Origin of the sequence: Streptomyces sp. NPDC091377 (assembly GCF_044757045.1) — a bacterium.
In the GTDB taxonomy this organism is placed as follows: Bacteria; Actinomycetota; Actinomycetes; order Streptomycetales; family Streptomycetaceae; genus Streptomyces.
In genome coordinates, this window is the sequence record NZ_JBIVUE010000008.1 from 293,888 (window position 1) to 316,946 (window position 23,059).

General features: G+C 69.9%; 21 protein-coding genes and 2 tRNA genes. 13 read left to right on the plus strand and 10 right to left on the minus strand.

All coding sequences use genetic code 11. The features are described 5' to 3' along the window. Positions 1-226: 226 nt before the first annotated feature. On the plus strand, positions 227-355 hold the full coding sequence (locus ACIQNG_RS20265) for a DLW-39 family protein (protein WP_003999697.1): 129 nt from the start codon (positions 227-229) through the stop codon (positions 353-355). 337 nt (positions 356-692) lie between these two features. Further along, the gene (locus ACIQNG_RS20270) at positions 693-2,015 is read left to right on the plus strand and encodes a hypothetical protein (RefSeq protein ID WP_401486612.1); all 1,323 of its coding nucleotides are present in this window, start codon (positions 693-695) and stop codon (positions 2,013-2,015) included. 82 nt (positions 2,016-2,097) lie between these two features. Here ACIQNG_RS20270 and ACIQNG_RS20275 read toward each other — a convergent pair whose 3' ends face one another. Further along, a complete protein-coding gene (locus ACIQNG_RS20275; RefSeq protein ID WP_401486614.1) occupies positions 2,098-3,867 on the minus strand; it encodes a protein kinase in 1,770 nt (589 codons plus the stop codon). A gap of 151 nt (positions 3,868-4,018) precedes the next feature. Beyond that, entirely contained in the window at positions 4,019-4,567 is a 549-nt protein-coding gene (locus ACIQNG_RS20280) for a helix-turn-helix domain-containing protein (protein ID WP_401437751.1), read from the minus strand. A 183-nt stretch (positions 4,568-4,750) separates the two neighbouring features. Here ACIQNG_RS20280 and ACIQNG_RS20285 point away from each other — a divergent pair. Continuing rightward, positions 4,751-4,823: transfer RNA gene (locus ACIQNG_RS20285), tRNA-Ala, on the plus strand. 821 nt (positions 4,824-5,644) lie between these two features. Here the strand turns inward: ACIQNG_RS20285 and ACIQNG_RS20290 are convergent. Continuing rightward, positions 5,645-6,331 (minus strand): DUF5324 family protein, encoded by a 687-nt coding sequence (locus tag ACIQNG_RS20290; protein ID WP_401437743.1) that lies wholly within the window; start codon positions 6,329-6,331, stop codon positions 5,645-5,647. 374 nt (positions 6,332-6,705) lie between these two features. Here ACIQNG_RS20290 and ACIQNG_RS20295 point away from each other — a divergent pair, with 374 nt between their 5' ends. Both ACIQNG_RS20295 and ACIQNG_RS20300 read left to right on the plus strand, forming a co-directional pair. Then, a complete protein-coding gene (locus tag ACIQNG_RS20295; RefSeq protein WP_401437741.1) occupies positions 6,706-7,239 on the plus strand; it encodes a peptidylprolyl isomerase in 534 nt (177 codons plus the stop codon). Positions 7,240-7,342: 103 nt separating this feature from the next. Further along, complete coding sequence (locus tag ACIQNG_RS20300) at positions 7,343-8,251, plus strand: rhomboid family intramembrane serine protease (RefSeq protein WP_401486617.1); 909 nt, start codon at positions 7,343-7,345, stop codon at positions 8,249-8,251. Positions 8,252-8,517: 266 nt separating this feature from the next. Here ACIQNG_RS20300 and crgA read toward each other — a convergent pair whose 3' ends face one another. After that, positions 8,518-8,775, minus strand: a complete 258-nt coding sequence (gene crgA / locus ACIQNG_RS20305) for a cell division protein CrgA (protein ID WP_401437736.1) — start codon at positions 8,773-8,775, stop codon at positions 8,518-8,520. A 143-nt stretch (positions 8,776-8,918) separates the two neighbouring features. On the opposite strand from crgA, the gene ACIQNG_RS20310 reads away from it, so the two are divergent. The 6 genes from ACIQNG_RS20310 to ACIQNG_RS20335 all read left to right on the plus strand — a co-directional run bounded on the left by ACIQNG_RS20310 (position 8,919) and on the right by ACIQNG_RS20335 (position 13,547). Continuing rightward, on the plus strand, positions 8,919-9,698 hold the full coding sequence (locus ACIQNG_RS20310; protein WP_401437734.1) for a DUF881 domain-containing protein: 780 nt from the start codon (positions 8,919-8,921) through the stop codon (positions 9,696-9,698). Between the two features lie 39 nt (positions 9,699-9,737). After that, a complete protein-coding gene (locus tag ACIQNG_RS20315) occupies positions 9,738-10,490 on the plus strand; it encodes a class E sortase (RefSeq protein WP_401486619.1) in 753 nt (250 codons plus the stop codon). A 62-nt stretch (positions 10,491-10,552) separates the two neighbouring features. Continuing rightward, entirely contained in the window at positions 10,553-10,714 is a 162-nt protein-coding gene (locus ACIQNG_RS20320) for a hypothetical protein (protein WP_019324742.1), read from the plus strand. After that, positions 10,711-11,349 carry an aminodeoxychorismate/anthranilate synthase component II gene (locus ACIQNG_RS20325; RefSeq protein ID WP_401437730.1) on the plus strand — a complete coding sequence of 213 codons (639 nt, stop codon included), beginning with the start codon at positions 10,711-10,713 and terminating at the stop codon, positions 11,347-11,349. The genes ACIQNG_RS20320 and ACIQNG_RS20325 overlap by 4 nt, the downstream gene beginning before the upstream one ends. Beyond that, positions 11,346-12,776: a class E sortase gene (locus tag ACIQNG_RS20330; protein WP_401486621.1), complete on the plus strand. Its 1,431-nt coding sequence runs from the start codon at positions 11,346-11,348 to the stop codon at positions 12,774-12,776. The genes ACIQNG_RS20325 and ACIQNG_RS20330 overlap by 4 nt, the downstream gene beginning before the upstream one ends. A gap of 12 nt (positions 12,777-12,788) precedes the next feature. Next, positions 12,789-13,547 carry a class E sortase gene (locus tag ACIQNG_RS20335; protein WP_401437990.1) on the plus strand — a complete coding sequence of 253 codons (759 nt, stop codon included), beginning with the start codon at positions 12,789-12,791 and terminating at the stop codon, positions 13,545-13,547. Positions 13,548-13,749: 202 nt separating this feature from the next. On the opposite strand, the gene pknB is transcribed toward ACIQNG_RS20335, so the two are convergent. The 6 genes from pknB to ACIQNG_RS20365 form a co-directional block, all read right to left on the minus strand. Then, the gene (gene pknB, locus ACIQNG_RS20340) at positions 13,750-15,771 is read right to left on the minus strand and encodes a Stk1 family PASTA domain-containing Ser/Thr kinase (RefSeq protein WP_401437726.1); all 2,022 of its coding nucleotides are present in this window, start codon (positions 15,769-15,771) and stop codon (positions 13,750-13,752) included. 170 nt (positions 15,772-15,941) lie between these two features. Continuing rightward, a complete protein-coding gene (locus ACIQNG_RS20345; RefSeq protein ID WP_401437724.1) occupies positions 15,942-17,411 on the minus strand; it encodes a peptidoglycan D,D-transpeptidase FtsI family protein in 1,470 nt (489 codons plus the stop codon). Beyond that, positions 17,408-18,841, minus strand: coding sequence for an FtsW/RodA/SpoVE family cell cycle protein (locus ACIQNG_RS20350; protein ID WP_401437722.1), 1,434 nt, complete (start codon positions 18,839-18,841; stop codon positions 17,408-17,410). Before ACIQNG_RS20350 ends, ACIQNG_RS20345 begins: the two co-directional genes overlap by 4 nt. Positions 18,842-18,868: 27 nt before the next feature. Continuing rightward, a complete protein-coding gene (locus ACIQNG_RS20355) occupies positions 18,869-20,413 on the minus strand; it encodes a Stp1/IreP family PP2C-type Ser/Thr phosphatase (RefSeq protein WP_401437987.1) in 1,545 nt (514 codons plus the stop codon). Between the two features lie 140 nt (positions 20,414-20,553). After that, positions 20,554-21,066, minus strand: coding sequence for an FHA domain-containing protein (locus tag ACIQNG_RS20360; RefSeq protein WP_401437719.1), 513 nt, complete (start codon positions 21,064-21,066; stop codon positions 20,554-20,556). 10 nt (positions 21,067-21,076) lie between these two features. After that, positions 21,077-21,958 (minus strand): FhaA domain-containing protein, encoded by an 882-nt coding sequence (locus ACIQNG_RS20365; RefSeq protein WP_401486625.1) that lies wholly within the window; start codon positions 21,956-21,958, stop codon positions 21,077-21,079. A gap of 541 nt (positions 21,959-22,499) precedes the next feature. On the opposite strand from ACIQNG_RS20365, the gene ACIQNG_RS20370 reads away from it, so the two are divergent. Beyond that, positions 22,500-22,583: transfer RNA gene (locus tag ACIQNG_RS20370), tRNA-Leu, on the plus strand. Positions 22,584-22,733: 150 nt separating this feature from the next. After that, positions 22,734-23,045 (plus strand): hypothetical protein, encoded by a 312-nt coding sequence (locus tag ACIQNG_RS20375; protein WP_401486626.1) that lies wholly within the window; start codon positions 22,734-22,736, stop codon positions 23,043-23,045. The last annotated feature ends 14 nt before the right edge of the window (positions 23,046-23,059 follow it).

Here is a 23,059-nt window from a genome sequence, read left to right on the forward strand (position 1 = left end):
TCGGATGGACGCAAGACGTCAGAAAGGGGAGGAGGGGGCGGAAGTGGGGACATAGTGACCGGCTGTAGGGGTGTGATCACCCTCCGGGTCGGAATGCGGTGGTCCACTCGTATCGCGGTCTTCCCGCAGGTAGTTGAGGGGCGCCACAGGTCACGTACCGATATCGGCCGGTGTGTATAGTCGGGCGCCAGAGGTCCCCTACGTCAAGGAAAGACGAGGTCGCGCGGTGAAGAAGCTTCTCCTGGTCGCACTGGCCGCCATCGGCGGGCTCCTTGTGTACCGCCAGATCCAGGCGGATCGCGCCGAGCAGGATCTGTGGACGGAGGCGACTGACTCCGTGCCCACGGGTTCGTGAGCATCGACATCTGGTAGCGGTCCTGAGCGATCGACGATCGACGACCGGTACTGAAAGACCCCGACCGCCCGCGCGGTCGGGGTTTTGTGTGTACGGGGCGGTGCGGCGCGGCAGGATGGGCCCGGACAAGGCACGGGGACCGGGCGCCGTGGCGCCGGGTCGCCGGAACACTGGGCCCGAGGCAGACCGGGTACCGGGTACGGGGTACGAGTCACGGACCGGGGCGCGGCGTGCAAGACGTCGGTGACGCTGGTGGAACCCGGTACCGTTCGGGCCGGCTGGCGGCGAGGGGTGGCGCGTGGTAGGGCGGCGGCGTACGGCATGGACGGGTGCGACGGTGGCGTTGTGGACGGCCGCGGCGCTGTTGGCCGCCCATCCGGCCCACTCGGGGACGTACGAGAGGGACGAGGTGCGCGACGGCTCCGGTGACTACGCCTTCGCCGAGGACGCCCGAACCGTGGACCCCGCCGACTCCACGACCGGCGCGGAACGCCTGCGGCCCGGCGCGACCTACCGCAGCACCCTCCCCGCCGTCGGCACGAGCTACTTCCGCATGGAACTGGACGCGACCAGCACCACGTACGTCTCCACCACCGCCGTACCGCCCGGCGACTCGGACGTCGTCACCGGGGACGGCATCCGGGTCTCCGTCGAGGACACCGCCGGCCGCTCCTGTTCCTCCGACACGGAGACCATCGGCGCCGCCCGCAGCCCGCACCCGATCGTGGCGTGGGGCGAGCGGGAGGTCGCCCCGACGGGCTCCCGCTGCGAGGGCGCGGGCACGTACTACGTCGTGGTCGAACGGGTCTCTACGTCCTCCTCGGCGCCGGACGGCTGGGAGCTGGAGCTGGCCGTGGTGACCGAACCGGCGCTGACCGAACCCGGCGCCTCGGACGCGCCCAAGGGCTGGAACTCCGCCCCTCCCCAAGCCGTCACCGGCGATGCGGTCCGCCGCGCGGGCGGCGCGGGCTTCTCCTCGGCGACCGCGCTGGGCGAGGGCGTCTGGGAGGACGCGATCGCGCCCGGACAGACCCTCTTCTACGAGGTCCCCGTCGCCTGGGGCACCCAACTCTCGGCGACGGCCGAGCTGAGCGGCTCGGGCGAGCCGTCCCGCTACACCTCCGGCGCGCTGGACCTCACCCTGCACAACCCGGTGCGCGCGCCGGTCGAGGACGCGAGCGCCGGCTACAGCGGCCGGCAGACCTCGGCCACGCTGCAACCACTGCCGCCGGTCGAGTACGCCAACCGGCATGCCGTCGCCGAACGCGTCTCCGGGATGCGGTTCGCGGGCTCGTACTACCTGGTCGCGCACCTTTCGGCGCAGGTGGCCGAGCGACTGGGCGACGGGCCGTTCGGGCTCACGCTGCGGGTGGGGATCGACGGAGCGGCTCGTTCCGCGCCGGAGTACGCGGGGGAGCCGGTGCCGGGGGACGTCTTCACCGCGGTCGGCTCGGTCGGCGGGTGGGGCGACGGGAGCGGGGCCTCGACAGCGGACGGCGCGGACGGTGCGGCCGGCGGCGCTGCGGGGGGCGACACCGCGATGACGGCACTCGCGGTGGGCGGCATCGGAACGGGCAGCGCGCTCCTGGCCTGGCTGGCGTGGTGGACGGCCAGGGGGCGGCGGGACGGAGCGGACCGCCGCGGGACGACGCCCGCCTGAGCGCTGCCGCTCAGTGAATCCCCCCACCCTTTACTCCTTATTCCTTTCTTCTTACTTCTTACTTCTTGCTCGCGTCCCCTGTTCAGATGCGGGTCAGGGCCCAGAAACCCACGGCGTAGCAGGCCAGGGCCAGGAGCAGCACGGGGACGGCGACCCTGGCGGGCGGCCCGGTACGGCGCTTGCGGCGCCGGTCGGCACGGTGACGCGGAACTGCCTGGGGCGGAGTGGGAACCTGCGGGTCCTGAGCGGTGTACGAAGAAGTAGAGGGATCAGGACGAGGGTGGGGGGTGAGGACGTGGGTGGATTCCGTGGGGTGCGTGGGGTGTGGTTGTGGCTGGGCATGGGTCTGTGGCTGTGGATGCGGCTGTGGTTGGTGAGCGGGCTGTGGCGGGATGTACGGGGAAGGTGTCGCCGGGCGGGCCTGCTCCCGGACCTGGGATCCCGTGTCCTGGGGCGGTGGGAGATGGAAGCTCCCCGTGTCCGACATGCTGACCGGCGGTGGAGTGGAGGACTGCCGCTCGGCAGGCCGGCGAGGGTCGAGGGACACGGACCCGGTACCGGGCCACACCCCGGACGACCCGGTGTCCCCGGCGACGGCAGCCGCCCCGACGCCACCGGCCACCCCCTCCCCACCAGCGCCCCCACCCCTTCCAGCCCGACCGGCGGAAGCACCACCCGGGCCACCCACGCCACCCACACCACCCGGGCCCACTCTCCCGCCGGAGCCGGAGCCGGAGCCGGAGCCGGAGCCAGGGCCAGGGCCGGAGGACGCCCCCGCACCCGCCCCAACCCCAACCCCTGTCCCCGCTCCCGTCCCAGCTCCCGGACCGCTGCCAGCGAGCCCAGCTCCCCTCCCGTCCCCCGGCACCCCTGGCACCCCCGGTGCCCCCGGTGCCCCCGGCACCCAAGGTGGCCCCGGCGGCACCACCCCCGCACCTCCCACCGACCAAGGACCGATCCCCGACGCCTGTTTCAGTGGCCCCTCGGGGGCGAAGCCCGACGGGAGGGGCCCGAGTTGGTCGAAGATCTCGATCTGCTCATCGTCGGGACCGGGCTCGGGCAGGAGTTCCATGGCCGAGGCCAGGGCCTTGCGCGCCCCATTGGCGGTGCGGAAGCGGGCCTCGGGGTCGGGCTGGAGCAGCGTGGCGACGACCTGCCAGAGCGGCTCGGGAATCCCCGTGGGAGCAGTCGGGGTCCCGTGCGTGGCGAAGTACTGGATGAGCGCCTTGGCGTCCGGCTTGGCCCCCTCCAGGAGATAGAGCGCCACAAGTCCTACGGCGAACAGGTCGGCCGGGAAGTCGGGTTCGGCGCCCATCATCTGCTCGGGCGCGAGATAGCCGGGGGTGCCGACCACGAGGTTGGTCTCGGTCAGCCGGGGCTCGCCGAAGCGCATGGCGATGCCGAAGTCCGACAGCCGCAGCTTGGGGCGGGCGGTGCCGGTGGCCTCCAGCAGGATGTTGGCGGGCTTGATGTCCCGGTGCACCACGCCTTCGGCGTGGACGGCGGCGAGTCCGGAGAGCAGTTGGTCGAGGAGGGTGCAGACGAACCCGGGCGGGATGGGCCCGTAGTCCCCGACGAGATGGATCAGCGAGCCGCCCGCGACCAGGTCCATGGTGAACAGGACCTTGTCGTCGTCGGCGGCCCAGCTCGCGGGCGCGAGTACATGGGGGTGGTCGATCCGCAGCGCCTGCTCGCGGACGAACCGCAGCAGGGAGTGGGCGTCGCTCTGCTGGAGGACCTTGGCGGCGACATAGCGGCGCCGGCGATGGTCCCAGGCACGCCAGACGGCGCCGACCCCTCCGCGCCCGATCGGGTCGACCAGTTCGTACCGTGCGGCGAAGACCTCACCCATGGCTGTGCGCAGCTCCTCCCCTCGGGCGGCCCCGGTGTCTCGTCCCCCTCTGCCTCCCCCGACAGAAGCGGTACGACGCCTCCCGTCCTCCCCCGTTCACCGGCTTCCCCGTTCCGGTCGCCGCACCCCCGTTCGGCGACCGGGGGACGGATCAGTTCTGGTGGGCCTGGTAGTGGGCGACCGCGTCCGAGGTGCGGCCGGCACCGTAGACGCGGAGGAACTCGGCGAGTTCCGGGTGGCTGGGCGCGAGGGTTTCGGCGGCCTCCAGGATGTCACCGGCGGCGGAGACCGACCGCAACAGGGACTGGATCTCGCGGACCACCCGCTTGACGGTGGGAGCACCTGAACTGCTCGTCGTCTGAGTGGTGTTGCTGAGCACGGAGCCCCCCTGTGATTTCTTGATCTCGTCCATGCGCGCGGTGGCCTCGGCCGCGCTCACGCTGCCGTCGGCGACCTGACCGGACAACTCCTGGAGGAGCTGGACCCGTTGGACCACGGCCGGGTTGCCGATCTTCGCCCGCTGACCGCTCATCAGCTGGGACAGCATCGGCGCGGACAGTCCCAGGACCCCCGCGAGACGAGCCTGGTTGAGCCCCAGGTCGTCGATGAGCTTACGGAAGAGCGCCCCCAGTGGCTCTCCGTACCAGTTCCGCTGCAGTTCCCGCGCTCTTGCGGTGGCTTCCTGCTGTGCGGCGTCCATTGCGTCTCCCCATCGCTTCCCCAAAAACGGCGGTTCGCTCTAGCGAACCACGTCGAGCATCTTACGGAGAGTGGTTGCCTGCGGGGACCCCCCAATCTTTTTGCGAGAAACGGGGGGCGACCCGGTACTCTGGTCTGCGGCGCCTGCCGATGTGTGGTCGATCGGTGTGGACGCCTCTCTTCCGGGGCCTTAGCTCAGTTGGTAGAGCGCTGTCTTTGCATGGCAGATGTCAGGGGTTCGACTCCCCTAGGCTCCACAGATCCGACCGGTCGGATGTCCCTCAGGGCGTCCGACCGGTCTTCTTTCTGCCTCGCCTCCGCCTTCGCCCCCACCCTGGCGTCCGCCTCGCCACGATCCTCGTTCCTGCCCCATCCCTGTCCCACCCCTGTACGCCTCTGCCTGGCTGTGGCCCCGCATCCGCCCTGCCTCTGCGCCCGCTTCTGCGCCCGCTTCTGCGTCTGCTTCTACGCTCCGGTCGCGCCCTTCGTCCCGCCTGGTTCCACCCGCGTCCGGAGCCCGCGAAGACATTGCTGAAGTTTGCGCAAATATTTGCTGTGGAGGGGGTGTGGGGGACCCCGGGGCTTTCGCCTTGGAGTGTCAGTAGTGCGGGCGTCGCCCGGAGTCCTTGTAATCAGCAGGCCAGCGGCCTGTGTGTAGCTGTTGTGATGCGTAGCGTCAATAAGTCTGTACGGAACCTGCACATGTCGGGCGTTGCAAAAGTCATCGAGGGTGTACTCGGAAAGTGACGAGGTGGGGCGGCTGCTCGGGGGCGGCGGTTTCACGTGAAACAGCACCGTGGGGCGGGAGACGTTCAAGTCTCCCGCCCCACGGGTGGAGTTGAGTTGCCGCGACCCGGGAACGAACCCTCGCGGTCAGGTCCCGCGCCCAGCGGCCCTCGTTGCTCAGCAGCCCTCGTTATTCAGCGCACCTCGTCGCTCCAGCGCACCTCGTCGCTCCAGCGGACCTTGTCACTCCAGCGGACCTTGTCACTCAGTGGTCTTCGCCGCTCAGCGGACCTCTTTCCTCAGCGGACCACGTCGCTGAGCGGACCACGTCGCTGAGCGGTGCCCTCGTAGCTCAGTGGTCCTTGTCGTGCTTGGCTGCTTCCTCCTCGGCCTCCTTGGCCTGGACCTCGGGGTCGAGGGCGGATCGGCCGCTGCCGTCGACCGTCTCCGGAACCTCGGTGGCGGCCGGGGGTTCCACCAGCCAGTCGGGGTTGGCCTGCTTGTCCCACCACTTCCAGGCGGCGAAGGCGCCGCCCGCGAGCACACCCAGGATCAGTACCGCCTTCGCCGCGCGGCCGGCCTTGCCGCGGCGTGCGTGCTTGCGGGCGAGTTTCTCGATGTCCTCGGCGGTGACGTGATTGCGCAGGGCGGCGATGGCGGCGGCGCCCCGGGTGGCGGCCTCGTCCTTGACGGGGACGGCGGCGGCCACGGCCTGCTCGATCCGGGGCCGGGAGTAGTCGGCGGCCTGCCGGGCGGCGACCCGGGCACGGACGGCGGCCTCCTGCGCGGCCTGGTCGACCTTGGGCGGCACATGGGTACGGGCCTGTTCCAGGCGTGGGACGAGATGGGCCTCGTACTGCGCGCGGGCCTGTTCGGCGGCCTGCGACACCTTGGGCGCCAGCCGGCCGCGTGCTTCCGCCGCGTAGTACGCGGCCTTGTCCTTGGCCGTGTCGGCGTAGGGCGCCACCACTTCCGCGGCGTGCAGCACGCTGTCCTTCGCCGAGCCGGTTGCGGTGCGCACGCTGTCGATGCGGGTCACGGGATCCTCCTCCTCGGTGGCGTACGGTATTTCGACTTTCCACCCTTTTACGGATCATGCCTGCTGGGCGGACGCGAAGCATGCGCGGGCGGGCATCCGGGTCACGTCCGGGTCCGGTCCGGATGGTCTCTGCTTCCCGGCCGGGCCCTGTTCATGCTGAAGAGGCAGAGAGGGATACGGATGAATAGGGGGTTAACAGGAGCTTGTCGTAGACCATGCCACGGATCGTCGTGGTGTGCGTGGGTCCCGGGGCGGGCGGGCGCGAATTGGGTACGGATGCGCCTGTGTGCGGTGCGGGTACAGGGTGGCGGGCGACGTGAGGCGCGGTCCGTGCGAGGATCGGGGAGTCACAGGAAGACAACGGAAGGCAGATCGTGGCCGAGCAGCTTTACGCCACCCTGAAGACGAATCACGGCGACATCGAGATCCGGCTCTTCCCGGACCACGCGCCGGAGACGGTCAGGAACTTCGTCGAGCTCGCCCAGGGCGAGCGCGAGTGGACCCATCCCGCCACGGGCCAGCGGTCCTCGGAGAAGCTCTACGACGGCACGGTCTTCCACCGGGTGATCGAGGGTTTCATGATCCAGGGCGGTGACCCGCTGGGCAATGGCACCGGTGGTCCCGGCTACAAGTTCAAGGACGAGTTCCACCCGGAGCTGAAGTTCACCAAGCCGTACCTGTTGGCCATGGCCAACGCCGGTCCGGGCACCAACGGCTCGCAGTTCTTCATCACGGTCGCCCCGACGGCCTGGCTGAGCGGCAAGCACACCATCTTCGGCGAGGTCACGGACGCGGCCGGTCAGAAGGTCGTGGACACCATCGCGACCACGCAGACCAACCCGCGCACCGACCGTCCGCTGAAGGACGTGGTGATCGAGTCGGTCGTCATCGAGTCCCGCTCGGCCTGACCCGGCCGTAGGGAACTCACAGCCCCGCTCATCCGTAATGATGGGCGGGGCGTCCTATTGCCCGCAGGCCCGTCGGCCCGCAGATGACACGTGAGGGGTACGCATGGACCAGGCGCCAGGCAGCCCGCAGGGCCCGGGGGAGCAGGCTCCCCAGCCCGCACCGAGCCTGCCGACGTGCTACCGGCATCCGGACCGGGAGACCGGGGTGCGCTGCACCCGCTGCGAGCGCCCGATATGCCCGGAGTGCATGATCAGTGCCTCCGTCGGCTTCCAGTGCCCGGAGTGTGTGCGCGACGGGTCCGGTACCGGTCATGCCCCGACCGCCACCCTGCCCCGTACGATCGCGGGCGGCACGATCGCGGCGGATCCGCGGCTGTTCACCAAGATCCTGATCGTCATCAACCTCGCCGTGTTCCTCGCGGTGCAGATGAACAACTCCCTGCTGAACAGCCTGGTGCTGATCGGGCAGTGGCCGCCGGCGCCGTGGATGCCGACGGAGGGGGTCGCGGAGGGCGAGTGGTACCGCCTGGTGACCTCGATGTTCACGCACGAGGAGATCTGGCACATCGCCTTCAACATGCTGAGCCTGTGGTGGCTCGGCGGTCCCCTGGAGGCGGCGCTCGGCCGGGTCCGCTATCTCGCGCTGTACCTGGTCTCGGGTCTGGCGGGCAGCGCCCTGACCTATCTGCTGGCCTCGCCCTCCGAGGGCTCGCTCGGTGCCTCGGGTGCGATCTTCGGTCTGTTCGGCGCCACGGCGGTGCTGATGCGCCGGCTGAACTACGACATGCGGCCCGTGCTCGCCCTGCTGGCGATCAACTTGATCTTCACCTTCACCTGGTCCGGTATCGCCTGGGAGGCGCACATCGGCGGTCTGGTGGCCGGGGTGGTCGTCGGGTACGCGATGGTGCACGCCCCGCGTGAGCGCCGGGCCCTGGTGCAGTACGGCACCTGTGGGCTGGTGCTGGTCGCGGTGATCGCCCTCACGCTGCTGAGAACCTTCCAGCTCACCTGAGCCGGGTGGCCCCGGCTGTTGTCCACAGCGTGTGCCCGATCTTGTGCATACGGTACGGGAACAGCTGTGCCCCCTGTCACCGACCTGCGTTTATGCAGGTCAGGCAGGGGGCGAACAGGTTTCCGAAGGGTCGTGTGACGGTCGTACCGGCGTCAACCCGCCAGAGGTTATCCACAGATCTTCGTCTTTTCCCCAGGTGAGATGTGGAAATTCCGCAAGGGCTGTGGATAACTCAGCGGATACCCCTGGGCAGAGCTACATCAGAGCTACTTCCACTGGGTGGAGACACCGAATCCGGCGGCGATGAAGCCGAAGCCGACCACGATGTTCCAGTTGCTCAGCTGGCTGATGGGGAGTTCGCCGTCGGTGACGTAGAAAACGACGATCCACGCCAAGCCGATCAGGAACATCGCCAGCATGACGGGGGCGACCCAGGAGCGGCTGTTCAGCTTGATGGTCGTCGCCTGCTTCGAGGACGCGGGCGGCGTGTAATCGGCCTTCTTGCGGATACGTGACTTCGGCACGAGGGTCTCTCCTGTCGATGCGCTGCGTGGCCGCGCAGGGAACTCGGGTCGGGCTCGGGGCAGCGTACAAGGGGACACTGAGTGCTCCCCCGGGCGTCCGTTAGCGTAGTGCTTCCGCGGCGCCGAAGGAGAGTAAGGGTACGTTGAGCAATTCCGCCGACTCCCCCGAGACCGGAACGAACGCCGCCCATCGGGGGCGTTTCCGCCCGGTACGGGTCCTCACGGTCGGGGTCTTCGCCCTCGCCGGCCTGATCTTCTTCACCAGCTTCAACACGGCCAAGGGCACCAATATCCGCACCGACGCCTCGCTGCTGAAGCTCTCCGACCTGATCCAGGAGCGCAGCCGGGACAACGGTGAGCAGGGCGAGGCCAACGCCGCCCTGCGCGACCGGGTCGATTCCCTCGCCGAGCGCGACGACGGCCGTACCCAGGCGGAGGACGACAAGCTCACCGCCCTGGAGAAGGACGCCGGCACCCAGGAGCTGACCGGCGAGGCCCTCACCGTCACGCTGAACGACGCCCCGCCCGGCGCCACCGCCAAGCTCCCCGGCTATCCTGAGCCGCAGCCCGACTACCTGGTCATCCACCAGCAGGACCTCCAGGCCGTGGTGAACGCGCTCTGGCAGGGCGGCGCCGAGGGCATCAAGGTCATGGACCAGCGGCTGATCTCCACCAGCGCCGTGCGCTGCGTCGGCAACACCCTGATCCTCCAGGGCCGGGTCTACTCACCGCCCTACAAGATCACCGCCGTGGGGGACCCGGAGAAGCTGAAGCAGGCGCTCAGCGAGAGCCCCGCGATCCAGAACTACATGGTGTACGTCAACGTCTACGGGCTCGGCTGGAAAGTGGAGGACGACGGGGCGGTGACTCTTCCCGGCTACTCGGGCACAGTGGATCTGCACTACGCCCAGCCCGTGGAGTAAGCGTCTCCCCAGGAGCCGCCGGTCTTACTGGAGCCGCCGGTGCGCGTTGTCGTCAGGACGGTCAGCGAACTCTGCATCACGGCGGGCACCCTGATCGTGCTCTTCGTCACGTATGTCGTCTTCTGGACCGGGATCAAGGCCGACGGCGCCATGGACGACCAGATCGACCGGCTCCAGGACGCGTGGGCCCAGGGAGACACCGGCCCCGCCCCACCTCAGGGGGGCGCGGGCGCCACCACCCCGCCGGGGGGCACCGGCACCGCCCCGCCGCAGTCGGCGCCGGGCTCCCCGGTGAGCGACCCACCGGCGCAGAAAACGTACAAAAGCGGCGAACCGTTTGCGATCATGTACATTCCGCGGCTTGGTTTCACGTGGAACAAGCCCGTCCTTGAGGGCACCGGCACCGACACCCTGAAGAAGGGGCTCGGGCACTACGCCTCCACCGCGCGGCTCGGGGAGAAGGGGAACTTCTCGGTGGCCGGACACCGGCGTACGTACGGCGACCCCTTCAAGGACTTCCCGGGACTGAGGCCCGGGGACGCGGTCGTACTGACCGACGGGACGACCTGGTTCACCTACCGGATCGACAAAGGTCCCTACAAAACCCTGCCGACCGACGTCGCCGTGATCGATCCTGTGCCCAGGAAATCCGGCTACACCCGCGAGGGCCGCTACCTCACCCTCACCACCTGCGAACCCGAGTGGGGCCGCAGCCACCGGCTGATCGTCTGGGCGCATCTGGACTCCACCCAGCCTGTGGAGGCCGGGAAACCGGAGGCCCTCCGCCGTTAGTCTGGTGCGGGTACGGCGGGGGACTGGTGCCGTAGGTCGACCGAAGGGACGGAAGAGGCGGCATGTACGGCTGGATCTGGCGGCATCTGCCGGGGAACGCGTGGGTGAAGGCGCTGCTCTCACTGGTGCTCGTCGTGGCCGTGGTCTACGTCCTGTTCCAGTACGTGTTCCCGTGGGCCGAACCGCTGCTTCCCTTCAACGATGTGACGGTGGACAACCAGTGAGCGCGCGCATTCTCGTCGTGGACAACTACGACAGCTTCGTCTTCAACCTGGTCCAGTACCTCTACCAGCTCGGCGCCGAGTGCGAAGTTCTGCGCAACGACGAGGTCGCCACCGCCCACGCCCAGGACGGCTTCGACGGCGTGCTCCTCTCCCCCGGCCCCGGCACCCCCGAGCAGGCCGGCGTCTGCGTCGACATGGTCCGCCACTGCGCCGCCACCGGCGTCCCCGTCTTCGGTGTCTGCCTCGGCATGCAGTCCATGCAGGTCGCCTACGGCGGTGTCGTGGACCGCGCTCCCGAGCTGCTGCACGGCAAGACCTCGCCGGTCGAGCACGGAGGCAAGGGCGTCTTCGCCGGGCTGCCCTCGCCGTTCATCGCGACCCGGTACCACTCGCTGGCCGCCGAGCCCGCCACCGTCCCGGCCGAGCTGGAGATCACCGCGCGCACCCATGACGGGATCGTGATGGGGCTGCGCCACCGTGACCTGCCCGTCGAGGGTGTGCAGTTCCACCCCGAGTCGGTGCTGACCGAGCACGGCCACCGGATGCTCGCCAACTGGCTCGTGGAGTGCGGCGACCGGGACGCGGTGGCCAGATCGGCGGGGCTGGCCCCGGTGGTGGGCAGGGCCACGGCGTGACCGCGCTGCGCCCCGAGCGCGAGTCCGGCCCCGCGTACGGAGAAAGCTCCGGATACGGGGACGCCTCGGCGTTCAGGGACGCGACGCCCCACCACGACCCCGCCCGCCACGACCCCGCCCGCCACGACGCCGGCGGCCCCGCCCGCCACAGCCCTGGCGGCCCTGCCCACCACGACCCCGCCCGCCAAGGCCCCGGCCCCGGTCCCGGCGACAACGCCTCCCGCCGCTCCTACGACGGCTCCGCCCAGCCCTACGACCACCCCCCGTACGACCCCGGCTCCTCGGTGGCCGAGACGCAGATCCTCCCGCCCATCACCGAGCCACCGCCCGCCACGGGGCCGCCCTCCGCAGGTCGGACATCCGCCCCCGGCCGGTCACCCGTCGACCGCCCGGCACCCGCCCCCGGACCGCCCCCCGACGACGAGACCGTCGCGCTGCGGGTGGCCGAACCGCCGACGCGGCCCATATCGGCCGCTGGCGGCCCGGCCGCCCCCTCCGGCACCTCTCCCGCCCCCGGCGGTCGCGCGGCCCGCAGAAAGGCCGCCAAACGGCGTAACGGGCGTCGCGGCGGGCAAGGGACCCCCGCCACCCGCGGTGCCCCCGCTACCCGAGCCGCCCGAGCCACCCCCGCCGCCCCCGCCGCCCGCGGCGCCACCCGCGCCCACGCCGAGGGAACGGCCGCGGGAGCGGGCGACGGCACCCCCCGCGCCCCCCTCTCCCGCGTCGAGGCCCGCCGGCTCGCGCGGGCCCGCAAGCCCGGGCCGGCCGTGATCGCCAGCCGGGCCATCGGCGAGGTGTTCATCACCACCGGCGTCCTGATGCTCCTGTTCGTCACCTACCAGCTCTGGTGGACCAACGTCCGCGCCCACGCCGCCGCCGGCAAGGAGGCCAGCGACCTCCAGGAGGACTGGGCCAACGGCGAACGCAACCCCGGCTCCTTCGAACCGGGCCAGGGCTTCGCCATACTGCGGATGCCCACCCTGGACGTGGTCGTGCCGGTCGCCGAGGGCACCAGCAGCAAGCGGGTGCTGGACAAGGGCATGGTCGGCCACTACGCCGACGGTCAGCTGAAGACCGCCATGCCGGGCGACAAGAGCGGCAACTTCGGGCTCGCGGGCCACCGCAACACCCACGGCGAGCCGTTCCGCTACATCAACAAACTCAAGCCGGGCGATCCCATCGTGGTCGAGACCCAGGACACGTACTACGTCTACAAGATGGCCTCGGTGCTCCCGGTGACCTCGCCCGGCAACATCAGCGTCCTCGACCCGATCCCCAAGGACGCGGGTTTCACCGAGCCGGGCCGCTACATCACCCTGACGACCTGCACGCCGGAGTTCACCAGCAAGTACCGGCTGATCGTGTGGGGCAAGATGGTCGAGGAACGGCCGCGCAGCAAGGGCAAACCGGATGCGCTCGTCAGTTAAGGGCAGATGACAGTGGCAGCGACCACCGACGACACCGAGCAGCACACCGAGGCACCCGAGCCGGCGCCCGCGCGCCCGCGCCGCAGGCCCGGCCGGATCGCCATGGCGGTCAGTGTCTTCGGTGAACTCCTCATCACGGCCGGGCTGGTGCTCGGCCTCTTCGTCGTCTACTCCCTGTGGTGGACCAACGTCCTCGCCGACCGCAAGGCCGACCAGGAGGGCGACAAGGTCCGTGATCACTGGGCCGAGGGCGCCGAGGGCGGTCCCGGCGCGCTGGACACCAAGGACGGCATCGGGTTCCTGCACGTCCCGACGATGAGCGGCGACGAGATCCTGATCAAGAAGGGCACCGACACCGACCTCCTCAACGACGGTGTCGCCGGCTACTACACCGACCCGGTGAAGGCCGCCCTGCCCACCAGCGGCAAGAACGGCAACTTCTCGCTCGCCGCACACCGGGACGGACACGGGGCGAAGTTCCACGACATCCACAAGATCGAGAAGGGCGACCCGATCGTCTACGAGACCAAGGACGACTGGTACGTCTACAAGGTCTACGCCCTGCTCCCGGAGACCTCCAAGTACAACGTCGAGGTCCTCGCCCCAATCCCCAAGGAGTCCGGCCGCAAGAAGGCCGGCAAGTACATCACCCTGACCACCTGCACCCCGGTGTTCACCAGCCGCTACCGGTACATCGTGTGGGGCGAACTGCAGCGCGTCGAGAAGGTCGACGAGAAGCGGACCCCGCCGAAGGAACTGCGCGCACGCTGAGCGGCGAGCGGCCGGCGGCGAGCGGCCGGCAGCCCGTCCCCCGGACATGAGCGGGCCCGGCATACATGAGCAGGCCCCGCCGGACATGAGCAGGCCCCACCGGACACGAGCAGGCCCCACCGGACATGAGTGGGCCTCACCGGACATGAGTGGGCCCCGCCGGAACCTCCCGGCGGGGCCTGCTCACGTGGGCTGACGCGGCTCAGTCGTCCCTGCCGCCGAGGAATCCGCCGCCGTCCCCACCGCCGTTGCCGTTGCCGTTGCCCCCGTTGTCCTGGCCGAACCCGACCGTGGTGAGGGTGACGGCCGTGCCGCCGGGGTTGTCGGTCTTCTCGCCCGCGCCCGGCGACTGGTTGACCACGAGCGCGTTGTCGCCCTGGTCGCTGCCGGGGGCGAACTGGATGTTGGTGAAGCCGGCGGCCTGGAGGATCTGCCGGGCCTGGGCGACCGTCTGGTTACGGACCTCCGGGACCTGGACCTCTTCCTTCTCCTCCTCGAACTTGCCGACCTTCAGCGTCACCGTGGAGCCCTTGTCGACCGGCGAACCCGCGCCCGGCGTGGTCTCGATGACCTTGCCGTTCTGGTTCTGGTCGGTCGTCGGCACCTCGGTGCAGGTACCGGTGAGGTCATTGGCCTCCAGCTGGGCCTGGGCGGCCTCACAGCTCTGGCCGACGACACTCGGCACGGTGGCCTGCTCGACCTCCTTGGCGATGGTGAGGGTGATCGTGGATCCCTTCTCCACCTCCTTGCCGAGGCCGGGGTCCTGCTCCAGGACGGTGTTCGGTTCCTCCGTGGTCTCCTTGGTCTCCGTCTTGACGACGAACTCGTAGTCGTCGCCCTCCAGCTTCGCCTTGGCGTCCTCCAAGGTCTCGCCGATCACGCTCGGTACGGCGACCTTGGGTGCGCCGGTGGAGACCACCAGGTTGATCGTGGTGCCCTTGTCGACCTCGGTGTCCTTGGCCGGGTCGTGCGAGCAGACGCTGCCCTTGGGCTGGTCCTCGCAGGGCTTCTTGCTGACGGAGGTCTCCAGATAGGCGTTGGACGCCTGCCTCTTGGCGTCCTCCTCCGTGAGGCCGATGAAGTTGGGCACCTTCACCGTGTCGTTGCCGACGCCGCCGCCCGCGAAGACCCAGCGGCCGATCAGGATCGCGCCGATCAGGACCAGTACCGCCGCCACGACCAGCAGGATCGTGGAGGTGTTGTTCTTCTTCTGGCGGCGCCGGTCGGGGCGGTCGTCGTAGCCGTAACCGCCGTCGTCCGGGTTGACCGGGGGCAGCATGGTGGTGGCGGGGGCGCCGCCGTCCGAGCGCAGGGCCGTGGTCGCCTGGTCGTCGGGGTAGCCGCCGTAGCCGACCGCGCCCATCGCCGCCGTCGCCGCGACCGGCTGGCCGTCCAGACACGCCTCGATGTCGATGCGCATGTCGTCGGCGGACTGGTAGCGGTAGTTCGGGTCCTTGACCAGCGCCCGCAGGACGATCGCGTCCATCTCGGGCGTGATCTCGGGGTCGAAGACGCTGGGCGGCTGCGGCTCCTCGCGCACATGCTGGTAGGCCACGGCCACCGGGGAGTCCCCGACGAACGGCGGGCGTACCGTCAGCAGCTCGTAGAGCAGACAGCCCGTGGAGTAGAGGTCGGAGCGGGCGTCCACCTGCTCGCCCTTCGCCTGCTCGGGCGAGAGGTACTGGGCGGTGCCGATGACCGCGGAGGTCTGCGTCATGGTCATCCCGGAGTCGCCCATCGCGCGGGCGATACCGAAGTCCATGACCTTGACCTGGCCGTTGCGCGTCAGCATGACGTTCGCGGGCTTGATGTCGCGGTGGACGATCTGGTTGCGGTGCGAGTACTCCAGGGCCTGGAGGATGCCGATGGTCATCTCCATCGACCGCTCGGGCAGCAGCTTACGGCCCGAGTGCAGCAGCTCACGGAGCGTGGAACCGTCGACGTACTCCATGACGATGTACGGGATCGAGACCCCGTCGATGTAGTCCTCGCCCGTGTCGTAGACCGCCACGATCGCGGGATGGTTGAGCGAGGCGGCCGACTGGGCCTCCCGGCGGAACCGGGCCTGGAAGGACGGGTCGCGCGCGAGATCCGCGCGCAGCGTCTTCACCGCCACGGTGCGACCGAGCCGGGTGTCGTGCGCGAGGTAGACCTCCGCCATGCCACCACGACCGAGCACCTGGCCCAGTTCGTACCGGCCGCCGAGGCGACGCGGCTCTTCCATAGCTTCCTACCAGCCCTCTCCGTCGGTCCCGGCCCGCACATGTGTGCGGTCCGGAGGCTGCCGTCCGGGCCTACCGTACCCGGATGGAATGGTGTGACCTGGCCAAGCCCGTGACCCGATACATGACCGGTATCGCAACGTGCACCGATGGGAAAGGGGCGTGACCGGAGTCACTGCTTGGCCTTGACGACCGCCTCCATCACGCTCTTGGCGATCGGTGCGGCGAGTCCGCCACCGGAGATGTCACCGCGGTCGGCGTTCTCGTCCTCGACCACCACGGCCACCGCCACGGGTGAACCGTCGTCGCCCTTCGCGTAGGAGATGAACCACGCGTACGGCTTCTCGCTGTTGTCCACACCGTGCTGGGCGGTACCGGTCTTGCCGCCCACCGCGACGCCCGGGATCTGCGCCGCCTTGCCCGTGCCGTCGTTGACGACGGTCTCCATCATCGACTGGAGGATCTGCGCGTTCTCCGGCGACAGCGGCCGGCTCAGCTCCTCCGGCGAGTTCTGCTCGATGGTGTCCAGGCTGGGCGCCTGGAGCTTGTCGACCATGTACGGCTTCATCAGCTTGCCGTCGTTGGCGATCGCGGAGGCGACCATCGCCATCTGGAGCGGGGTCGTGGCGGTGTTGAACTGGCCGATGGAGGACAGCGCGGTCTGCGACGGGTTCATGTCGTCCGAGAACACCGACGCGGTGGAGCGCACCGGTGTGAACTGCTCGGAGGTGAACCCGAACTCCTTCGCCGTCTCCAGCATCTTGTCGTTGCCGAGGTCCGAGCCGACCTTGCCGAACACCGTGTTGCAGGACCACTGGAGGGCGACCCGCAGGGTGGCGTTCTTGCAGGGGATGTTGCCGTCGTTGGGCAGCTTGGTCGTGGTCTCCGGCATGGTCCACGGGTCCGGCGAGTCCGTCTTCTCGTCGGCGTCCCCGTACAGCCCGTGCTCCAGCGCGGCGGCGGCCGTGAGGACCTTGAACGTGGAGCCCGGCGGGTAGACCTCGCGCAGCGCCCGGTTCAGCATCGGGTCGTCGGGGTTCTGCTTCTTCTGGAGCTTGTTCCACGCCTTGGCGTCGGAGTCCGAGTAGCCCGCGATGGAGGTCGGGTCGTACGACGGGTACGACGCCAGCGCCAGGATCTTGCCGGTGGTCGGCTCGATCGCGGCGACCGCCCCCTTGCCGCGCTTGGCCAGCCCCTCGTAGGCGGCCTTCTGCGCGGCGGTGTCGAGGGTGGTGACGACGTTGCCGCCCTCCTTGTCCTTGCCGGTGAACATGCCCAGCGTGTTGCGGAAGAACAGCCGGTCGTCGTTGCCGGTGAGGATGCCGTCCTCAAGGAGTTCCAGCTGGTTGGCGCCGAACGCCTGCGAGGTGTAGCCGGTCACCGGCGCCCACATGGGGCCGTCCTTGTAGGTGCGGACGTACTCGAAGTCGCCGCTCTTGGTCTCGCGGTGGCCGGTGATGGCCTTGCCGTCCACGATGATGTCGCCGCGCGGGGTGGCGTACCGCTCGATCGCCACCCGGCGGTTCTTGGGGTCGGTCGCCAGTTCGTCGGCCTGGACGTACTGGAGCCAGTTGTCCCGGATCAGCAGGGTCAGGACGAGCAGTCCACAGAAGATCGCGATCCGGCGCAGGGGCTTGTTCACGGGCGGACCACCTGGGTCATCTCGGCGTCGGGGTGCGGCGCGGGCGACGGCGCCGGGCGGCGGGCGGTGTCACTGATTCTGATCAGGATGGCGATCAGCGCCCAGTTGGCGATCACGGAGGAACCACCGGCCGCGAGGAACGGCATCGTCATACCGGTCAGCGGGATGAGCCCCATCACACCGCCGGCGACGACGAAGACCTGGAGGGCGAAGGCGCCGGACAGGCCGACGGCGAGCAGCTTGCCGAACGGGTCGCGGGCGGCCAGCGCCGTACGCACCCCGCGCTCCACGATCAGCGCGTACAGCAGCAGCAGCGCCATCACACCGGCCAGGCCCAGTTCCTCGCCGAAGGTGGCGAGGATGAAGTCGGAGTTGGCGGCGAAGCGGATCAGATCGGAGTGGCCCTGGCCCCAGCCGGTACCGAGGGTGCCGCCGGAGCCGAACGCCCACAGCGCCTGCATGGCCTGCTCGGAATGGCCGAACACGCCCTGCTGGCTGAGGGTGTACTCGCGCATCGGGTCGAGCCAGGCGTCCACCCGCTGCTGGATGTGCGGCTCGAAGGAGGCCACGCCGACCGCGCCGACCGCGGACATCAGCAGACCGAAGACGATCCAGCTGGTCCGCTCGGTGGCGACGTACAGCATGATGACGAACATTCCGAAGAACAGCAGCGAGGTGCCGAGGTCCGTCTCGAAGACCAGGATCAGGATGGACATCGCCCAGACCACCAGGATCGGGCCGAGGTCGCGTCCGCGCGGCAGGTACAGGCCCATGAAGCGGCGGGAGGCGAGGGCCAGCGCGTCGCGCTTGACCATCAGGTAGCCGGCGAAGAACACCGCGAGGACGATCTTCGCGAACTCACCGGGCTGGATGGAGAATCCGGCGACCGAGATCCAGATCTTCGCGCCGTACAGGTCCTTGCCGAGCCCCGGGACCAGCGGCAGCAGCAGCAGGAACAGCGCGCCGACCATGGAGATGTAGGTGTAGCGCTGTAGGACCCGGTGGTCCTTGAGGAAGACCAGCACGACGATGGCGAGGGCGATGCCGAGCGCCGTGTACATCAGCTGGTTGGGTGCCGCGCTGCCCGCCTGTCCGATGTCCTGGAGCAGCGGGGACTGGTCGAGCCGCCAGATGGCGACCAGCCCGAGCCCGTTGAGCAGGGTGGTCAGCGGCAGCAGCAGCGGGTCCGCGTACGGGGCGAACTTGCGTACGACGAGATGGGTGACGCCCGCCAGCAGACCCAGGCCCAGGCCGTAGCCGAGCAGGCCGGCCGGTACCTCGTCGTTGATGGCGAGGCCCACGTTGGCGTAGGCGAAGACCGGGATGGCGACGGCGAAGACCAGCAGTGCCAGTTCGGTGTTGCGGCGGCTGGGCGCTCCGATGGCGCCGATCGTGGACGTGTGCTGCGAGGAGTTGGAAGTGCTGCTCATCGTGTGACAGGGCCTCTCACGGCGTGCTCACTGCGTACCGCAATTCGAGACGACCTTCTGCTCTTCCTCCGACAGGCTCGGGCCGGGGCTGGTCGTGGTCGCGGGCGGGGACGTGGACGAGTCGGGGTTGGGGGACGCCGGGTCCGTCGGGGTGGCCGAAGGGCTCGGTGACGCTTTGGACGTGAAGGAGGAACGGGTGGTTCCCGTGGTGCCTCCGGCCTCGCCCTCTCCGCTCTCGGAGTTCTTCGCGCTCTCGGCCGCCTGCCGGTCCGCCTGCTTCTTGCACGCGGACGCCTGCAGGGCCAGCTCGTCGATCTTCGCCTGGGCGTTCTTCAGTCCGCCTTCGGCGATCGTCGCCTCCACCGACTTCTGCTGGTAGGGCGGCAGGTACTTGAGTTCGATCTCGGGGTGGTCGCGTTCGACCTCCGACAGCGAGACCCAGGCCAGGTCCTGGCTGATGCCCCGGTACAGCGCCACATGCTCGCCGTTGGTGCCGACGTAGTACTGCGTCTGGGTCCAGCGCCAGCCGCCGTACAGTCCGCCGCCGACCACCGCCAGGGCCAGCACCCCGAACAGGGAGCGCTTGAGCCAGCGGCCTCTGCGGGGCTTGGTGAAGTCGTCGTCGCCGTAGTCGAAGCCGTCGGCGGGGATGTAGCCGGTGGTGTCGCCGGAGCCGGGCGGGCCGAACTCGCCGCCCCCGCCCTGGCCGGGCACCTGGCGGCCGAGTCCGGAGGCCCGGCCGGCCGGGGTCTGCATGATGCCGTTGTCGCTGAGCTGGTGCTGGTTCTCGGCGACCGCGCCGACCACCAGCGGGGCGTCGGAGAGCTGCCCGGCGAGGGTGTCGGAGGTGTCGAGGTCCAGGACGTCCGCGACGATGACCGTGATGTTGTCGGGGCCGCCGCCGCGCAGCGCGAGCTGGATCAGCTCCTGCACGGTCTCCTGCGGGCCCTGGTAGCTGGCGAGGGTGTCCTCCAGCGTCTGGTGCGAGACCACCCCGGACAGCCCGTCGGAGCAGATCAGATACCGGTCGCCGGCCCGCACCTCGCGGATCGAGAGATCCGGTTCGACGTGGTCGCCACTGCCCAGCGCGCGCATCAGCAGCGAGCGCTGCGGATGGGTGGTGGCCTCCTCCTCGGTGATCCGGCCCTCGTCGACGAGCCGCTGCACCCAGGTGTGGTCCTGGGTGATCTGGGTGAGCACCCCGTCGCGCAGCAGATACGCGCGCGAGTCGCCGACGTGCACCAGACCGAGCCGCCGGCCGGTCCACAGCAGGGCGGTGAGCGTGGTGCCCATGCCCTCCAGCTGGGGGTCCTCCTCGACCATCGCGCGCAGCTGGTCGTTGGCCCGCTGCACGGCGGTGCCGAGCGAGGTGAGGATGTCGGAGCCCGGGATGTCGTCGTCCAGGGCGACGATGGTGGAGATGGCCTCGGAGGAGGCGACCTCGCCGGCGGCGGCGCCGCCCATGCCGTCGGCGATCGCGAGCAGCCGCGGACCGGCGTAACCGGAGTCCTCGTTGCCCTCCCGGATCATGCCCTTGTGCGATCCGGCGGCGAAGCGCAGTGACAGGCTCATGCCCACCTCGCCCGTCGGCTCCGGGTACAGCCGGTCGTGTCGAGCCACACTGCCCACCCTCCGGTCGGGAGCGCGCAAGGGTCCTGGGTGAGAACCGCCGCTGCGTGCTCGCTCCGCTCGCGCTCACTCATGATGTAGCACTACTTCCGCAACTCGATGACCGTCTTGCCGATGCGGATCGGCGCACCCAGCGGAACGGGTGTGGGGGTCGTCAGCCGGCCCCGGTCGAGGTAGGTGCCGTTGGTGGAGCCGAGGTCCTCGACGATCCACTGGCCGTCCCGGTCCGGGTAGATCCTGGCATGACGGCTGGAGGCGTAGTCGTCGTCCAGCACGATCGTGCTGTCGTGCGCGCGGCCCAGCGTGATGGTCTGGCCCTGGAGCGCGACCGTGGTGCCGGTGAGGGTGCCCTCCGTCACCACGAGTTTGGTCGGGGCGTTACGGCGCGACCGGCCGCCCGACGGCTGTTGGCGCTGCGGCGGCGGCGCCTGCCGGGCCGCTTGCTGCTGCGGCCGCCCCGCTTCCCGTCGCGACCCGCGCTGTGTGACGCGCGTGCCGAACAGATCGCTGCGGATGACCTGCACGGCCACGATCACGAACAGCCACAGTACGGCCAGAAAACCCAGCCGCATGACCGTGAGGGTCAGCTCTGACATTGCCCCCGGATCACCCTTCGGCTTGCCTATAGATAACGGTGGTGCTGCCCACGACGATCCGCGAGCCGTCGCGGAGCGTAGCGCGGGTGGTGTGCTGCCCGTCCACCACGATGCCGTTGGTGGACCCGAGATCCTGGATCGTCGAGGGCGTTCCGGTCCGGATCTCGCAGTGCCGGCGGGAGACGCCGGGGTCGTCGATCCGCACGTCGGCCTCGGTGCTGCGGCCGAGCACGAGCGTAGGGCGGGAGATCTGGTGGCGGGTGCCGTTGATCTCGATCCAGTGGCGGGTGCGGGCGCCGCCGGCCGCGGGCCGCTGCGGGGCCGCGGGCTGCGGATAGCCGTACCCGCCGCCCGGGCGCGCGCCGCTCGCGGGCGGCGGGGCCGCGGGCATGGGGGGCGCGCCGGCGGGCGGCTGCGACGGGTAGCCGGTGGGGCGCGGCCCGGCGGGGGCGGCGCCACCGGGCGCCGGGGCGCCGGGCGTGGGCGTGATGGGGCCCGAGGGGCCGGGCTGGCTGGTGGACGAGGCGAGCGTACGGCTGCGCACCCGGTACAGACCGGTGTCCAGGTCGTCCGCCTTCTCCAGATTCACCTTGATCGGCCCGAGGAAGGTGTAGCGCTGCTGCTTCGCGTAGTCGCGCACCATGCCCGCCAGCTCGTCGCCGAGCTGTCCGGAGTAGGGGCTGAGCCGCTCGAAGTCCGGCGTGCTCAGCTCCACGATGAAGTCGTTGGGGACGACGGTGCGGTCGCGGTTCCAGATGGTGGCGTTGTTGTCGCACTCGCGCTGGAGCGCGCCGGCGATCTCCACGGGCTGGACCTCGGATTTGAAGACTTTGGCGAAGGTGCCGTTGACCAGACCTTCGAGACGCTGCTCGAATTTCTTCAGGACTCCCATGGGGCACCTCCTCCGTCGTTGCCACTCTGGGTACTGCGCCGGCCGCCGCCGGGTGTGCTGCGGATGTCGCTCTGTGTGGTGCTGCGCTTACGGGTGCTGCTTGCCTGGTACTGCTTACTGATCGTATCCACGCGCCGCTCAATCGGCTGGTTCCCCTGGTCGGGCCGGTCGAAGGTTCGTCGGTCCGTCGTTTCGCCGACGGGGTCCGACGCCTGCGACCGTTCCCGCTGGAGGGCCTCTTCGAACTCCTTCCGGGGCGTGGTCCTGCCCCTGGATCGTAGAGCCGACCATTCACCAGTGTCCCGCACCGTGCTGTGGAGACCGCCCTGCTTCGGGGGAGAAGGGGAGGACCGGTACGAGGTTGATACGTGCCGGTAGGTCCTGGCGGTTCGACACGGGCCCGGCGGGGGGCCCGCGGGCTGCCTGGGAGGGCCGTCTGCCCTGAACAAGGGAGGTGAACCCACCCGGTCCAGCGTGCTAATGTTCTGCGTGTCGGAGGGCGCCGGACCCCATGCGGGAAGGGCCCGAGGACACACCCAATGCGCGGGTGGCGGAATAGGCAGACGCGCTGGATTCAGGTTCCAGTGCCCGCAAGGGCGTGGGGGTTCAACTCCCCCCTCGCGCACAACCGAGGGATCGGGCGGCATCGCTGAGGCGATGCCGCCCGATCCTTTTTCCGTCCGCTCTCTTCTGACGGCCGGTGGGCGCGCGATCTGTGAGGAAGGTCTCAGGGAGCGGCGGCAGGGGAAGCGGCACTGTCAAGGGGGAGGTCGCTGTGCGATGCGACGACGACGAACCGGTCTTCAAGAAGAGCCCGTGGGGGACGGCCCGGTACGTCTACAACCCGCGCCATCCCGTCGGTCTGGCGCTGATCGTGATGAGCGTGGTCGTCGGCGGGATCGTGCTGCTGCTGATGCAGCTGCGGGCGGGGCCGTTCGCGCCGCCGCCGGACGCCGTGCTGCCCTCCTGGAGCAGCACGACGGAGCCCACGGACCTGGCGCCGTGGGTGCCGCCGGTCGACACCTCGCCGCCGACATGGATCCCCACCCCCGCGGAATCCGACGCGCCTCCCTCCGGCGGCGGGTGACGCTGTACGGTCTG